Consider the following 18,192-nt stretch of genomic DNA (forward strand, 5'->3'; position numbering starts at 1 on the left):
AAAAGTTAAAGACCCTCACAATTAGGTAACATTACTTCATAATTCAAATCCATTTCAGAAAACTTTTTTTGAAGTAGACTTTTCACTTCACTTGTTAACCCCTGCTCCAGCAACGGCACAATTTCAGGATAATAATAAGCGAAGCCAAAATATATTTTGTTTAGGTTGTGTGGATTAAACCGATTATGCAACAGTTTTGTGTACCTGTTTTCCCTCATAAATTGATCCCGTAAACGCGGCTCTGGCGACTGTTTGTGATACTCTTCAAAATGATGCAATTCGATTCTTTTTTTATTAAAATAAACCACTGAAATTTTTTTTCTTAATGCAAAGTTAATCGCCTCTTCAAGTTTGTTAATAATAGGCTCTCCTTTATCATTAAGTGATGTATTGCAAAGAATAGGAACTCCCGTTTCGTTATTGAAAATATGAAGCAGCTCATACAAATCTTTATTGTCTCTTTCATTTACAGTCTGAATTCTTGAAGAACGATCCAAGTGTAGAATGGCTGGTACTTTTGCTGCTTGATCCTCTTTAATCGTAGATGTCTGGAGCATGTAAGGTGAAGGCAAATCTTCAACAAACCATTCTTTCTGATGTTCTTCCATAACCAGCGGCGCAACAGGACGCCACCATTCCCGTTCCTTTATAATGTTTAACTTATGTTTGGCTTCCGGATTTCTAGGATCTGCGAGCAAACTTCTGTTCCCTAGTGCACGAGGACCAACTTCTGAACGATTATTGAACCAGCAGATGGGCCCTTGCTGAATATCGATGAGAAATTGCTCCGGATGAAAACTGTCTTCCCTCTTAACAAACGATTGATAGTCCGACATAAGCTCATGAAGAGTATGATCATTGTCACCGTAATACGCATTTTCAAAGTTGAAATTGAATTGTCCAACCTTTTTATAAAAAGCATACAGAGCAATACCTAATGACATACCCGAGTCATTGACGCATGGGGGCGCGATAAAACTTTTAAATTTGTATTTATTCATCAAATGCGAATTGGTTGGGCAATTAAGGGCGAAGCCACCTGTTAAAGACAGATGTGTTTTTTCGGTATCTATTCCTAGCTCACGAATTGCATTTTCTACATTTTTCTCCATAATAGCTTTAGAAATATGTTGAATGGCATGCATGACAAAAGCTATTTTATTTTCTTCATAGGTGAAATCAGGATGAATAGCTGAGGGAGGTTGCTTGTCAAAGTCTGCTTCTATTTCGTTAAACAATGAACTTAGCTGGATATACGTTTGATATGAGCGTGTGTCTGTCTTTAGGAGAAATAAGGAGTCATTCATATAATTTTTTTCATGTTTAATATCAATTGCACTACCTAGTGCCATTAAAGATCCTTCACGCATGTCATACTTTTTGGAGGCATATCCCCATAATGGGCCAGGTGAATAAGCTGGTAAATAAGTGATTTTCCCTTTATCTACATAACAACCTGGATAATAATATTTAGCGTACTCTTCAGAATCTGGGTCCGTGTTGAATTCAGGACCGCCATCGACGGCAAATGCCAGTATCTGCTCATGTTTAAACGTATTCGAATGCAACATAATTCCTGAGAAAAGATGCCATATTCCGTGATAAGCATAATCTGGTTGTTCAGGAACGGGATGATAGTCATCAACAGTTGAAATTCTAGGAGAACCCCATATTTCCACCATATCATCGACTGTTAACTGGTATACAGCCAGCAATTGATTAATAAACTCCACAGCATGTTCCGTGTTCAAAAAAGCGGAGTCATGTTGTTTAAATCCTGTAATACGTTCAAGCTCCCAGAAATGTACCAATGTTACATCGTCATTTTCCTTTAAATAAAGGGAAATATTATAGTCATGTCTATTCTTTATATTAAATATATGTCTATATTCATCGATGGTAATATAAACGGATAAATAATATCCATCCCGCATACGAACACTCCTTAAATAGTATTAGTTTAGGGCTGTGAACTAATCATGATGTTTTTCTTAAGCGTCTCATATTTCAGACCCATGTCTTTCGATCTCTCAAATAGGAATTTGTCCACTTCGTCTTCTTGCCCTGCTTTCAACATCTCCGTAATCTCAGGAAAAAATATCGCAAACCCAAAATATTTTTTATCTAGCTTAAATGGGTTGAATCTACGATAAATTAAATCTGTATAACGGTTTTTGAATATAAATGTACCCCTCATTCTTGGCTCTGACTCCTGCACCTTGTACTCGTCAAATTGATGGAACTCAATTCTTGTTTTATTAAAATAAACCACTTCTATTTTTTTTCTTAGAGCAAAGTTGAACGCTTCCTCAAGCTTATTAATAATAGGCTCACCCCTGTCATTCAATGAAGTATTGCAAAGGATCGGCACTCCCGTTTCCTTATTAAATATGCTCAGTAGTTCATATAAGTCGCTGTTGTCTCTGCCATTGACCGTTTGAATTCTAGATGATCGATCCAAATGCAAGATGGCTGGTACTTTTGCTGCTTGCTCTTTTTTAATCGTCGAAGTCTGAAGCATGTACGGCGAAGGTAAATCTTCTATAAACCATTCATTCTGATATTCCTCCATAATTAATGGTGCGACCGGACGCCACCATTCACGTTCTTTAATGACATTTAATTTGTCTTTTGCTTCCGAGTTTCTCGGGTCAGCAATCAAACTTCTGTTCCCCAAAGCACGTGGACCAACCTCCGAACGATTGTTGAACCAGCAGATAGGCCCATTTTGAATATCAACTAGAAATTGTCCAGCATCAAACCTGCTTTCCTTTTTTACAAATGGTTCATATGCTTGTAGTAGTTCAGATAGTGAATCATCGTTGTCCCCATAATAGGCATTCTCAAAGTTAAAATGGAATTTGCCTGCTTTTTTATAGAAAGCATACAATGCAATGCCAAGCGACATGCCGCAATCGTTTACGCAAGGAGGGGCAATGAAACTTTTAAACTTAAATTTGTTCATTAAATACGAGTTCGTTGGGCAGTTTAGTGCAAACCCGCCAGTTAAGGAGAGGTGCATATGTTCAGGATTTATTCCAAATTGAGCAATCGCTCTTTCTACGTTTTTTTCCATAATTACCTTGGATATTTCTTGAATAACATTCATGACATAAGCTATTTTGTTTTCCTCATAAGTAAATTGGCTATTTAAAGCTGATGGATGCAAGTTATAAAAATCTTCTTCTACCTCGTTAAAAAATAGATTTAGTTGCGAACAAATTTCATAATCCGACCCTTTTTTGAATAAGAACAAAGAATCGCGGACGTAGCTTTTAACATTTTGAAATTCAATTGCGCTTCCGAGAGCCATCAATGACCCTTCACGCATGACATACCTCATAGAAGCATATGTCCACAGTTGCCCTGGTGAATGTGCAGGGAAGTAAGTAATTTCACCTTTATTCACATAACAGCCCGGGTAAAAGTATTTCGTATGTTCTGCTGAAGATGGAGCCACATTGAACTCAGGGCCGCCGTCTACGGCAAGAGCTAATATTTGTTCATTTTGAAAAATGTCCGTATGCAGCATTATTCCAGAAAACAGATGCCACATTCCGTGATACGCATACTCCGGTTGTTCAGGCACAGGATGGTAGTCGTCTACCGTCGATATTTTTGGAGTTCCCCAAACTTCAACCATATCATCGATAGTTAACTGATAAGTAGCTAACAGCCCATTAATAAATTCAATAGCATGTTCTGTATTCAGGAAGGAAAAATGATGTTGTTTAAATCCGGTAATCCGTTCTAATTCCCAAAAGTGCACCAGCGTCACTTGATCTTTTTCTTTCAAATAAAGGGATATATTAAAATCATGTCTATCTTGAATATCAAATACATGACAATACTCATCAATGTTAATATAGGTTGATAAATAGTATCCATCCCGCATATCATCACTCCCTCTCAGTTTTACTGCTTCCTTTCGTTCTTCTATAAACCTTCGATATCGCTTAAAGCGTCTTCCAGACTTAATGAACCAGTTGCCAGTTTCTCAAATATATCTCTAGCTTCTTGACGGATATCTTTGACAGGCAACATTTCTTCGATAGGCTCGTCCCGATTATTTATAAAAGATGCAAGTTTATGAACTGAAGGATATTCGAACATGTCCGTAACACTTACGACGTCAGCATATTTTTCATCAACCAATTTGTGAATTCTCATTAACAGCAACGAGTCGCCGCCTAGTTCAAACAAACTATCGTGGATATCAATCTCTGGATAACCGAGTATTTCTGAAAATATTTTGGCGATATCATGTTCTGTTTTGTTGTAATCCTCTTCTCCTTTCCCTTTTAATGTCACATGAGCTGGCTTGACCACTCCCGTAGCATGTTTCCCTTTTGGAAGGACGATCAGCTTCCCTTTATTAATCATTGCAGAATCAAAATTGCCATTAGATACAACTGCGTTTTCAATGTTATTTACTTTTCCGTTCATCAACCGGTTAATATGTTCCCATAACTCTGCGGTTAAGTTAAATGGCAGTGCGTGGAACAGAGATAAATAGTCTGGACTCTCGTTTATTTCTCCGATCAAAACATTCGATATATTCCGGTTTAATACGGTATCCAAACCTTGAATCGCATAATCTGTAGCAATCGCTTTATAAAAAGAATCTACATTGATTCCAAACTTTACAGACATGCCAGCTTCTTTCCATGAAACCCAATTTACTGCCAGCGCATGATGATTGTTTTTTCTTCGGTAAGCGGCAAAAGCATCCATATAAGCGTTGCCCGCGACATAATCTCCTTGCCCCGCCTCCCCAACTAATGCAACACCTGAAGAATGCATGACGAAGAAATCAAGTTTATCTATTTGGGTAAGCTTGTCGATTATCCAAGTTCCGGTCACTTTAGCATGGATAACACTTTCGAATACGCCAATATCTTTATTGAATAAATATCCAGCTCCTGCTATGCCCGCTCCATGGAACACACCATTAATCCGTCCGAACTGTCCCCGTATCCCATTCAGTATTGATTCCATCGTTTTCATGTCAGAAACATCTGCATTGGCAACGATGATTGTTGAACCCATAGATTCGATTTGTTGAATAGTCTGTATTTTCACTATCCATTCTTGCTCAGTTCCGCTTTTTAAAATGGACTCCCACTCGCTCCGCATTGGGAAACGCCGACTAATCAACAAAATAGTTGCATTATTTTTTGAAGCTACGTATTTGGCCGTTTCGAGCCCTATCCCGCCTGTACCTCCAGTAATGATGTACACGCCAGTATCTTTAATAGTAATATCCATTGGCGTATATTGATCCGGATTAATGGGCCCAAACTCTTCAACATATCGAAGTCCATTGCGATAGGATACTTGGTACTGGTCTGTAAAACGTTCCATTTCCACTACAATGTTATCAACGGATACGTGGTCATCTACATCGATCGCTTTGCAAACTAGATGAGTATATTCCTGAGAAACTACTTTTCCAAGTCCTACAAGCGGTGCATATTCTGGGCGAATCCACTCCTCTTCGCCTGTAACCGCATTAAGATTGGATACAAGCAGAAGAAGATGCATCTTCGTGTTTATCTCATTTTTTAAGATGGCTCTAGTTAAATGAAATAAACTAAATACCCCTGTTGATTGACTCGACTCTAGTTCAGTTAAGGAACTGATGCCGCTGCGATTTGACAACCCGCAAATATGAACAATATGCGTAATATTTCGTTTGCTCATCTCCGCAAATAATTGATTGTAATCTGCTTCTGTCAAAGAAATCGTGTAACTGTCGTTTTTCATTCGTACATAAGCAGATCCTATTGTAACTTCTATGACTCTTTTGCCTTGTGCTTGAAGTTTCGCTATTAATTCATCTACATAAACAGGACTATTTCCCTCTTTAATAACAAGTACTTCATCTACACGTACCAATCTGGTGTTTTCCTTCATAGGCTCTGAAATCCAATTAATGGCGTAGAAGAGATCGCTTTTTGTTTCTTGTTCCCCTACATAACCTTTTTCCGGAACATCTACCCAACATTTGCTGCGTTCAAACGGGTAAACGGGCAACGGCAATTTCTTCGGTTTTTCAGCTCCATACAAAAACTCCCAATCTATTTCGGCCCCTTTTATATACAGCTCGCAAATGTGCGCCAAATGTTCCCTCGACAGATCGCTTCGATAGTTGATCATATAAGTCGCTACTTCTGCACTTAACAGTTCTTGTTCCCTTAAAGGCAGGTCACCGAGACCCAATCTTTCCTTCTTGGAATCAACAACCCGATGATAGCCGTAATAATATGGTCCGTTTTCATCAAAGCTGACAGTAGCCAACTTGCTGGCCAAATCTTCTGCACTTTCTGCAAGGATCGCCAAACGATGGGAATAATGTCCTCTTCCCGTGTTAGCTGTATAACAAAGCTCGTCTAAACTGCACAATTTGTTAGAAGCAAGGTATGCTGCATACTCATGTACTAAGATGTGCAGCGCTTCTTGAGATTTCGCTGATATCGCAAACAATCCTGGGCATTTCCCCTCAGCTCTCACGTCATCTAAATCAGGTGCTTCCTCCAAAATGAGATGACAGTTCGTCCCGCTAATTCCAAAAGCACTGACACCGCATCGTCGAGGCTGATCTCCAGCAGGCCAAGGCCGTAGTTTCGTATTGACATACACTGGCGATTCCTCAAACGCAATGGATCTATTCGGCACATTGAAGTGAATCGATGGGGGAAGCTGCTTTGTTCTAAGCGCCATTATTGCTTTGAATACACTTACGATGCCCGCCGCTTCGCTTGAGTGGCCAATATTTGTTTTGACTGAGCTTACAGCACAAAACTGATTTTTTGTTGTATGCTTTCGAAATGCAGACTGAATGCCTTGAATTTCAATCGGATCTCCCAAACTCGTGCCTGTACCATGTGTTTCAATATAAGCTATGGATTCCGGATCGATTCCAGCGTTTTCCCAAGCCTTCAAGATGACATCTCTTTGCGCCTGTGGATTAGGTGCTGTAATACCTGCAGCTTTGCCATCCTGGTTGGTTGCACTGCCTTTAATGACAGCATACACGTGGTCTTTATCCTTTAATGCTTTACTTAGCGGCTTTAATACGAGAGCTCCAACACCCTCTCCTACACCCGACCCTTCGGCATGTTCATCGAATGTCCGAGAGATGCCATCGGACGACTCAATTCCGGTTTGCATATAAGCCTTATTCAGCGGGACGGTATTAATATTAATACCTCCCGCGATTGCAAGCTCACATCCTTTATTGCGAATAGCTTGACAGGCTAAGTCAATGGCAACAAGTGACGATGAACATGCGGTATCAACGACCATGCTTGCACCTTTCAAATCTAGTAAATAGGAGATTCTACTAGGAATAACAGCCGTCAAATTGCCAACAAGTCCAATAGATAAAGCGCTGGCATCCGTATCTTCGATGAGTTTGGCATACATATCTCTCAAATTGCTGGCATAACCCACATATACACCTGTATTTGTCCCTTGCAATTTGTTTCCGCCGTAGCCGGCATCTTCAATTGCCTGCCAACTCGTTTCAAGGAAAATTCTTTGGCAAGGATCCATGAGACTAGCTTCCTTTGGTGACAACTTAAAAAATTTATAATCAAATTTATCAATTTCATAAAGATATGCACTTTTGTTATATCGAATTTCTTCTTCAGGCAACCCTTTAAACGCAAGATAGCGGGATATATCATAACTTCTAGAAGGGGGGAAATCTGTGATGCAATCCACTCCGCTTTCGATGATCTCCCAATATTCCTGTAAGTCATCTACAGAAGGAAGTTTTGCAGCCATTCCAATAATCGCAATATCCCCATCGTCTCGTTGATCCTCATGTTCAAGCAGCTTGATCAAATCGATAGCTACCTGCCTGTCGATTTTTTTCTGTTGAACGCCTTCTACGAGATATTTGTAAGCTTTCTCCATTCTCATCCCTCTTTTGAGTTACCTAGATTCTGAAGCACCTGATCGATACTCAAAGTTCCTTCGTCCAGCTCATTAAAAATACGGTTCAGCTTCTCATCCAAACTAATCTCTTGATTGGTTAACTGCGCCGCTCCCACCTTCACGACACCTTGATTTCCGTCACGTTTTTGTTGAATAAATCGTGATAATTTATATACTGTTGGATATTCGAACAAGTCCGTGACCGTCACTTCCCAGCGATGACGTTTTTTTAGTTGCTGGTCAATTTGTTTAATAATGAGTGAATCTGCACCCATTTCAAAAAAGTTTTCATGAATGTCTATTTCATCAAAACCTAATACCTCTCTACAAACTTGTGCAATCTCCTGCTCTGTTTCTCTATAATCGCTAAATTCACTTCCAATTAACTTAACCTCGCTGTCTACATCGAAAGAAGGTTTTGCCTGCTTCATATATTTCAAAGGTTTTTGAACGCTTTCTAGTCTTGCCTTTACTTTGTCCGACAACTGAATGCCGTAGTTGTTCAGCCAATGCACCATTTTGCTTTCGAGATTTAATTCTCCGATTAGGACACGCGTCAACGATGTGCCCCATGATTGTTCCAAAACCTCCATCGCATAGGATGGGGCAATGCTTTTGAAAATAGTATCTACTTGGAAGTTATGATTGGAAGCCATTCCTTTGTCCCTCCAAGTGGTCCAATTGATCGTAAGTTGTTTGCGCCCATCCTTAGACCTCAAATCAGAATATGCATCCAGGTAACAGTTTGCAGCTACATAATCGCTCTGAAATGCCGTCCCAAACATTGTAGCCACAGAAGAAAACATAAGGAAAAATTCAAGATTATCTTCTGCTGTCAGTTCATTCAACAGCCATGTTCCATATACTTTGGCACGAAAACCTTCTATAAATGTGTTCAAACTCTTCTCGGCAATCGATTCAGTAGTGGCAATGCCCGCGCCATGGACAATTCCTTTTATCGCCCCATATCGAGATCGAATCTCCTCAAGCATAGCTGCCGTTTGGTCAGCTTTCGATACATCGGCCTGATAACAGATTACGCTACAGCCCTTTTCTTCCATCTGCTTAATATCAATAATTTTCTCGCATAGCTGACGATCAGAAGCTTGATCCAATATTGTATCCCAACTGATCCGATCTGCCATAGCTGAACGATTAACTAATACAAGTTTGATTTTCCCCTTCGACGCTAGCAGCTTTGCCATTTCTAGCCCAATGCCGCCAGTTCCGCCAGTTATAATATAGACACCATCATTCGTTACGGAAAAAGCATCTCCACTAGTGGCAGCATCCGCCTGATACAATTCCGAATATTCATCAAAAATTTCCACAAATCGCTGACCATTTCGATAAGCCACTGCTTGAGTATAGTCGTTAACATGCAGTTCCTTTACTAATTCATCCAGCTTCATTCCTTCGTCCATATCAATAATGCGGCATCTTACATTAGCGTATTCCTTAGGCAATATTTTGCCTAAACCAAATAAGGTAGCATGTTCCGGCCTTAAGACTTGTTCATCTCCGGTCACTCGATTAACATTTTCCGATAGGAGGATTACTTCTGTTCCACCTTCAAACCCACATTCCATATAGGCCTTCATAAATAGAAACAAACTAATGACGCCCCTACTTTGACTTGCTTCCAAATGTTCAATGGCCGTTACATCCGATTGCTTTAAAGTCCCACAATGAATAATTTGCGCAACCCGCTTTTCTCTAATCGAGCATAAACATTCCGAAAAATAATGAAGTACTCGCCTTTCTTCTACAGCTGCATCTTCTTTAACTGCTAGTTCCGGAATAACAATCTCCAAAACTTGCTTTCCAGATTGTTTAAGTATCTCTACCAGTTGCCCCGACCAGCTGTGTTTCTCCAGAAGAACAACAGTAATACCATGCTGATTGCTATTAAAATTCTGTTCCAATCGATCTTGTCTTTTCCAACTCATCGTGAAGGTTGCAGGTCGGGTTGTTGAGCTTAGTTCAACTGCCCTTTTCGGTATATCAACCCAACATTTAGTAGGCTCGAACGGATATACAGGAAGATGTACTTTCATATAATGATTAGCTTCGTACAACAGCTCCCAATCGATGTCAGCCCCGTCGATATATAAGTTTATAATTTTTTCCATGTAAAAATCAGGTATTTTTGAATTTGAACAGGATCGTACAGCAGCATGAGCGGCTTCATTGAGACTATTTTTCTCGCTTTCAGTTAAGTCGCCTTCATTTTTAACCAAACGTTGATCACTAACAGCTCTATGATAGCTATAATAAATGCCATCAGATGATAGCTCTTTGTAGTTGCTGGACTCCAGCACTAAGCTGATTTTTCCTTTTAGCTCTGAAATGTCTTTAACTATAAATGCGATACGGCAATTATAATGACCTCTACCAGTGTTGGCTGTATAACAAATGTCAGCTAACTTCTCTGCGTAGTCCGAAGTCAGAAGTTCAGCATAACGATGCAGCAATCTCTGAAGAGAAGCCATACTAATAGCGGAAAGTGTGAAAATATGTACTTGCGAATCGTCCGAATATGCCACCGACTCCGCTTCGAATTCGTTGTATTCTTCAATGATCATATGACAGTTCGTTCCACTCAAGCCAAAAGAGCTAATTGCTCCCCTCATTGGCTGATCTGCGACCTCCCACTTTTTCAAATGTGTATTGATAAACAGAGGAGAATCGTAAAAATCAATTTTTGGATTCGGCGTTTGGAAATACATCGTGGGCGGTATGACTCTATTTTTTACCGACAACACAGTCTTAATAATAGAAGCCATTCCTGCTGCCTCATTTAGATGCCCGATATTCGACTTGACCGATCCTATAGCACAGAACTGTTTTTTGTCTGTGTATGCTTCCATCGCATGTGTTAAACCACTAATTTCGATTGGATCGCCAAGCTCGGTTCCTGTGCCATGCGTTTCAATGAAAGCAATGGACTCAGGATGTATACCAGCCTTTTCCCATGCGTGTAAAATAACATCTGTTTGCGCTTGCGGGTTTGGCGCCGTAATCCCTATTGACGTACCGTCATGATTTATAGCGCTTCCCTTAATGACTGCGTAAATACGATCTTGATCCGCCTTTGCCTTGCGCAGTGATTTTATGAAAATAACGCCTGATCCTTCACCTACGCCTGAACCATCGGAATAGGCATCAAATGCTCTCGTTTTTCCATCCTTTGACTCAATTCCAATTTTATTGTGCTCATGGTCGACAGGAATGAGAAACAGCTTCATTCCCCCTACTATTGCTGCATCACAATCGCCATTCCTGATCGCATTACTTGCCGTATGAACGGCAATAAGAGATGACGAACAGGCTGTGTCCACAACCATTGTTGGTCCTTTTAAATCAAGTAAATGCGATATTCGGCTAGGCATCATAGCTGACACGTTGCCAACTATCGACTCTGACATAAGAACAGGATCAATATCCGTCAATAACTTCTGATAAGAATCACGTATAACATTGGCGAATCCGACATAAATGCCAGTGCGGCTGCCGCGAAGCTTATCTCCTCCGTACCCTGCATCCTCTATCGCATTCCATGCAGATTGCATAAACAATCTTTGACATGGGTCCGTTAAATTCGCTTCCTTTGGCGATATTTTGAAAAACCGATAATCAAAATGATCAATGTTTTCCAAATATCCTATTTCCATATACTTCGTTTCTGAGGTAGCTGCTTGCCCTGTATAGGCCAAATGCTCATCCATAAATGCCCGTCTTTCTGAGGGAATCGGCTGCATACAATCCACTGCATTTTGGACATTGATCCAATATTCTTCGATTGAAGATGCACCAGGAAATTGAGCAGACATGCCGATTATGGCAATATCATCATCCCAATTCTCCTTTAAATGCCTTTGCCCTACTTCTTTCTTCTTGCTTGCTCCACCCTCATCTTGTCGATTCAAAAAACCTGCCAGCTTAGAAATCGATGAATATGCGAATAAATCAGCTATAGAAGACTTTTTAGGAAACTGGGTGTCTACCAATTTATGCAAGCGATGAAGTTGGACCGAGTCCCCGCCTAATTCAAAAAAGCTATCGTGAATGCTAAGTTCTTCATATCCTAAAACTTCTCGGTATAAATGAGCCAGCTTCTTTTCAATTTCGGAATAACTGCCCTTGTTGCTTCCTACCAATTTCACTTCCGTATCGTTTCTAGCAGCATTCTGACTGTAACTGTTTCTTTCACGCTGCATCAGATTGTTCTTTATAATATAAGCCATTTTTTCTGGCAGACGGAAGGCAGCATCCTTGCTAAACAATTCCAAACTGTCATGACTTTCCGTATTAAGCTCGCCTATTAAAATACGTGAATCGTCATTTGCGATTACCCTATCGAAAGCATGTAAAGCCTGCGAATGCGGCAATACTTTAAATACCCCGTCGATCGCAGAGCTTTTCCCCTCTGCCATTCTAGCGCCTTCCCATACGACCCAATTGATAGACAACGCATGTTTCCCCATCATCCTTCTATAGCTGGCAAAACTATCTAAATAACAGTTTGCGGCTGTGTAGTCCCCTTGTCCCATTTCACCGCTAAGCGCTACACCAGATGAGAATAGAACAAAAAAATCAAGATGATCCTCTTTTGTAACTTGATCTAATATCCAAGTTCCCATTACTTTAGGCGATAATACATTGTGGAACTGATTGGTTTCTTTTCTGACGAGAAACCCTTTGCCAGCAACACCCGCCGCATGAATAACACCGTTAATTTTCCCGAATTTCTGTCGCAATTTATCCGTAATATCGCTCATAGAATCTAATGAAGTTACATCGATGGTGATGCACTCGACATGGGCACCCATTTGAATGATGTCCTGCAACGCCTTAATCTTCGTATACAGTGCAGATCCGTCATTGTTGGACAAAACATCTGCCCATTCGCTCTGTTCAGGTACAGGTGTACGATTGATTAACGCAAGATTGACGTTCCCTTTCGAAGCAAGATGTTTCGCCATGAGGAGCCCCAAGTTTCCTGCTCCGCCAGTAATGATATAAACTCCTTTATCTTTTACAACTAATTGGCTGTTTGCCTCAGGCTTTATAAATGCTTCCTTCATATGCTCTACATATCGTATGCCATTTCTAAAAGCGATTTGATACGTATCTTTTTTCTTCTTCATTTCTGCGATTACATCATTTTCAGTTGCAAACTCATCAAGATCAATCGCCCTGCATAGGAGATTGGGATACTCGATGCCAATGACTTTGCCAACTCCAAAGATTGTTGCGTTTTCTGGCTTTATACACCTTTCTGTACCAGATACCTGGTTCACACAATCAGCCACAATCAGCATATCGACTTTGTGACCAATCCGACTTTTTATTATCGCTTTTGTCAGATTGAACAAACTATACACACCGAAGTTTTGATTGTATTCCAACTCTCCCACCGTTGTTATTGCCGAAGACTGATTCAGTGCGAACATATGAAGCACTCTAGTAATTTCTAGATGTTTAACTTCTTCAATCAGTTTTATGTAATCTTCTTCCGATTCCCCTACGGTATAAGACATAGGACTTAGCATCTCATATGTTTTAGCTTGTTTTACTTCAATGCATCGAGCGCCCGCCTCAGTAAGCCGTTTCACTAACTGTACCCAATTACCCATGATGAGTATCGTTTCACCTTGGAATGATAACACCGTCTCTTCAGCAATCTCTGGAGACCATTCCATCTTATAAAACAATGCTGCGTTTTCCTTATTTATTTTATCTGGAATAGTGATCCAACAACGCTTCCGTTCAAATGCATAACTAGGAAGGCTAACCCGCTTCGCATTACTGCCGTGAAACAATCGATTCCACGCAATGGTTGCACCTGCCGTATACAATGCGGCAAGTTGCATGAGCAATTCAAAACGACTTTTCTCCATTCCAGACTGGTACTGTACAAGCAGTTTATTTGCCTGCTCTGTCAAACTATTTTTGTCCGCTGCTTCTTCTTCATTTTCACTGTATACAAGCCATGGGTAAGCCTGACTATTAATCGGTTTGCCAACTAGCAGCTGGATTTTAATTATTGCATCTTCTAGATCATTGGCCATAATAACAAGCCTAACTGGATGATGATCACGCCCTGTAGCTAACGTGTAGCAAATATCAGAAAATGAACGTTGTTTATTTTTGGCGAAATGTTCACTGAATCGACTAATGAGTTGAATCAATGACTTTTCGCTTTTTGCTGATAAAATAAACAAAGCAGGTTGTACCGTAGTATTTAGATTCAGATCCACGTTTTCCGTTAGTTCGTCATACTCTTCCAAAACGACATGACAATTCGTGCCTGATAATCCAAAGGAGCTCACTGCGCAGCGCCGTGGTGATTGTTCATTATCCCATTGCTTCGCTGCCGTGTTCACATATACCGGAGAGTCTATAAACGGAATTCGGTTATTGGGAATATTAAAATGAAGGTTAGGCGGAATAACCTTGTTTTTTAGCGCTAATGCTCCTTTAATTATTCCAGCCAATCCTGCACAGTCATATAGATGCCCGATATTCGTTTTGACAGAACCAATTGCGCAAAACTGCTGTTTGTCTGTGAAATTTTTGAAGGCATTTACGATTCCTTCGATTTCAATAGGATCGCCTAACTTCGTGCCAGTACCATGTGTTTCAATATAAGAGAGAGTTGAAGGATCAATGCCTGCATTTTTCCAAGCTTTCATTAACACATCTGTTTGCGCTGAAGGGTTAGGTGCTGTTATTCCCATTGAAGCTCCATCTTGATTGGTAGCACTGCCTTTAATGACACAATAGATATGGTCTTTATCTCGTTTCGCCTTATTCAATGGTTTCAGCATTATGGCAGCTACGCCTTCTCCCATGCCAGAGCCATCTGCCTGTCCATCAAATGCTCGTGTCTCATCATCCGATGACTCGATCCCAAGCTTTAGAAACTCTCTATCATGCGGAATTAAATTAACCCGAACAGCTCCAACAATAGCCATCTCGCACTCCCCTCTTCGGAGTGCCTGACAAGCCAAATCAACTGCTACTAAGGAAGAGGAACATGCCGTATCCACCGTCATACTTGGTCCCTTGAGGTTAAGTAAATACGATATTCTACTAGCAATGATAGAAGATAAATTACCTGGCATAGAAGCTGGCAATAATGATGGATCAATCTCTTGTATCATTTCACGATACAGATAACCTTCCACATCACCGATATGACCAACGTACACACCTGTATGGCTTCCAGAAATCTGCTCAGGGCTGTATCCACAATCTTCAATAACACTCCATGCAGCTTCCAAAAACAAGCGTTGGCGCGGGTTCATCAAGAGTGCTTCTTTGGGAGGTATATTAAAAAAAGAATGGTCAAATTCATCTATGCTTTCTAAAAAAGCCCCCTTGGCATATGGAATGGATTGATCATACTTATTGGAAAACTGTACAAAGCACTCTGCATCCTTACTTCTCTTTTCGGGAAACGTTGTAACGCAACTTATCCCATTTATAATATTTTCCCAAAATTCATCCGTATCCGTTGCCATTGGGAAGTTTGTATGAATACCAACAATGGCCATATCTTGATTTGTCACTTCTTTAATTGCTACTGTAGAAAGTTCATCTTGGCTCTTAAGCCGCAGCTTGCTTATATCCAACTTGTTCGATTTCATATTCACCCCAACTTTCTAAACGCAATGAGTAGGAAGTGCTGCATCGTCAACTTGATTAGAAATATCAGTCACCAGCGTTATGTATTGTGTTAATAGTTCTTTAACTTTACCTTCATTTAATCGATGGAAGTTATAGTCACATATAAAGGAGATTTGTGTTTTCTCAACCTTGATCTCCAGCAAAAGATCAGATAATTCCTTTAATTGACTAGTAACGTAAGTTGGAAATTGTGTTATATACGGAATCAATCCTTGCTCGTTATGATCCCGATGTCTATTTTTAAAATCTTTTGTTACATAGTTTTGCGTGCTTTTATAATCTTTTTTTGCATAGTTTACACTTGTAAATAGATCCTCCAGATGATCAAATTGATCAAAATCTATATCAATGGAACCAAATAGTTCTTCCCCTTTGCCAATTTGAACTGTTAGTAAATGTTCTCCTGAAACTTCTCTCAGCACGTATATAAATATAGATGCTAAAACATCCCATACATCCACTTGAGATGATATAGCCATGTTTTGAATTGCATTAGTTGTTCGTTGATCAAGTACTGCTTCGAATGTTTCTACCGAATGGCTATTCGAATCAAAATAATTGCCTGGCATACGAATGGAAGGTACAAGGACACTTTCGCCACTATCAATAAATTGAGTAAGTTTTGCGATAGTTGGGTATTTATACAAATCTGTTATTGCAATTTCAATACCAAAATGTTTTTGCATTTCGTCTATAATTTTCGTTAGTGCAAGTGAACTTCCACCACTATCATTAAAGTTTTCATGTAAACCTATGTTGTGACCCAACACATCCCTGCAAATATAAGCTAGTTTATATTGTGTATGTTCAGCAACGAACGCCATTTCCTCCGCTTTTATCATTTCTAATTCAGTTAAAATTGAATCAAATTCACCATTCAAAAATTGCCCAGCCAATTTATAACGTTGTATCTTTCCGCTGGTCGTCTTTGGAATAGATCTTGCAGGCAATACGTAATCGATCATTATTCCCAACCGATAATGGATATGATCTGCTACCTGCTTTGCTAGTTTATAAAATGGTTTCAATTCCTTTTTCCTGAATTGTAAAACTAGGAGTACTTCATCCCTATTACTAGATCGTTTTCTAACACCGCAAGCTGCCACTTTTCCTAACTCTATGCCGTCAACTTCTTGGGCGACTCTCTCAATATCATGCGAAAAAACATTTTGCCCATTAACAAACAAAACATCCTTTTCTCTCCCTACAACTACGAGTCGTCCCTCATACATAAAGCCTAAATCGCCAGTATTTAACCAGCCATTATGATCGATCATTTCAATTGAAGCTTCCGGGTCGTTATAATATCCTTTTGTTACACTATCTCCTCGAATCCTGATATAACCGAGTGTTTCGTCTGCCAGCTCTTGCCCTTGCTTATCCGTAATATTGACCTCACAACTTTGGATAGGATATCCGACATCGGCATAGAGAATACTGCTATTATCTTGACGATCCACTTTATTGACAGGCTGTCCTACAAGTATTGAATTGTGATCCAATGAAACATATTTATAATTTTCGCCTCTATACGTCATACTTACCCCTACAGTACCTTCTGCAAGACCGTATACGGACTTCAGAGCTGAACTTTTCAATCCATACCGGCCCATCTGGTCCAAAAATTTCTCAGTAATAACCGTCGAAATAGGCTCCGCTCCGTTGCATATATAATGAACATTAGACAAATCCCATTTGTAATCATGGTCACTATGAAAAAAAGTTAAAAAGTGATTGTAACCAAAGTTTGGACTAAATAAATAGTTAACTCGATGTTCGTTCGTTTTCTCCATCCATAACAGTGGATTTCTTATAAACAAATCAGCAGGCATTATATATTGATTGGTCTGTGCTAATGAATTCGTAATATGCATGCCTATCAATCCCATGTCATGCGTTAGCGGCATCCAACTTAATGCGGCTTCCTTCGGCTTAATTTCCCACCTTTCACCAATGGCATATGCATTCGATATCAAGTTATGATGCGTTAAAATTACTCCCTTCGGATCACCTGTAGAGCCAGAAGAAAACTGTATAAAAGCAATATCATCACGTTCAGGCTCAATAATTTCAAATAGTCCTTCTTTGATATCTATTTGTGAAGTATAAATATTTTTTTGCTTCATCTCGTCCAACTGCCCGCTATACGAGGGACTATCCAAAATAAATTTGTTCAACCCTTCCACAACTTCATTTCCAACACTTAATAAATAGGGATTATTTAATTTGGACCAGACTTTAAACACTTTTAATCTCGTTTCATCGTTGTATCCTAACGTTATTGGCACCGGAATGATACGACCCATAATGCAAGCCCAAAAGTATTCTATAAAGGTTTGGTTGTCCGCAATCTGAAACAACAATTCCTGCCCTGCCTGCATTCCATTTCCTCTCAATCCACAGAGCAAGCGCATAGCTCGTTCATAAAGTGACTGATAGGATAAAAAAACTTCTTTGTTTGAACCATTAATAAACGTTATTCCACAATCCGTAATCGCTTTATTTCTGATAAAGATATCTTGCAAATGCCCATGCTTTTGCATGATAAAAACC

General features: G+C 39.8%; 5 protein-coding genes. All 5 read right to left on the reverse strand.

Annotated elements, in window-relative coordinates:
* Positions 1–5 precede the first annotated feature (5 nt).
* Genes MFF31_RS23245 through MFF31_RS23265 form a run of 5 tightly spaced genes read right to left on the reverse strand, consistent with a single transcriptional unit; the run spans position 6 to position 18,182 of the window.
* The gene (locus MFF31_RS23245; protein WP_238191450.1) at positions 6–1,934 is read right to left on the reverse strand and encodes a carbamoyltransferase C-terminal domain-containing protein; all 1,929 of its coding nucleotides are present in this window, start codon (positions 1,932–1,934) and stop codon (positions 6–8) included.
* A gap of 26 nt (positions 1,935–1,960) precedes the next feature.
* Positions 1,961–3,895, reverse strand: a complete 1,935-nt coding sequence (locus MFF31_RS23250) for a carbamoyltransferase C-terminal domain-containing protein (RefSeq protein WP_238191451.1) — start codon at positions 3,893–3,895, stop codon at positions 1,961–1,963.
* Positions 3,896–3,936: 41 nt separating this feature from the next.
* Positions 3,937–7,923, reverse strand: a complete 3,987-nt coding sequence (locus tag MFF31_RS23255; protein ID WP_238191452.1) for a type I polyketide synthase — start codon at positions 7,921–7,923, stop codon at positions 3,937–3,939.
* 2 nt (positions 7,924–7,925) lie between these two features.
* A complete protein-coding gene (locus tag MFF31_RS23260) occupies positions 7,926–15,599 on the reverse strand; it encodes an SDR family NAD(P)-dependent oxidoreductase (RefSeq protein WP_238191453.1) in 7,674 nt (2,557 codons plus the stop codon).
* 15 nt (positions 15,600–15,614) lie between these two features.
* The gene (locus tag MFF31_RS23265; RefSeq protein WP_238191454.1) at positions 15,615–18,182 is read right to left on the reverse strand and encodes a non-ribosomal peptide synthetase; all 2,568 of its coding nucleotides are present in this window, start codon (positions 18,180–18,182) and stop codon (positions 15,615–15,617) included.
* Between the last annotated feature and the right edge of the window lie 10 nt (positions 18,183–18,192).

It is taken from the genome of Paenibacillus sp. L3-i20 (assembly GCF_022180385.2).
Taxonomy (GTDB): Bacteria; Bacillota; Bacilli; order Paenibacillales; family Paenibacillaceae; genus Pristimantibacillus.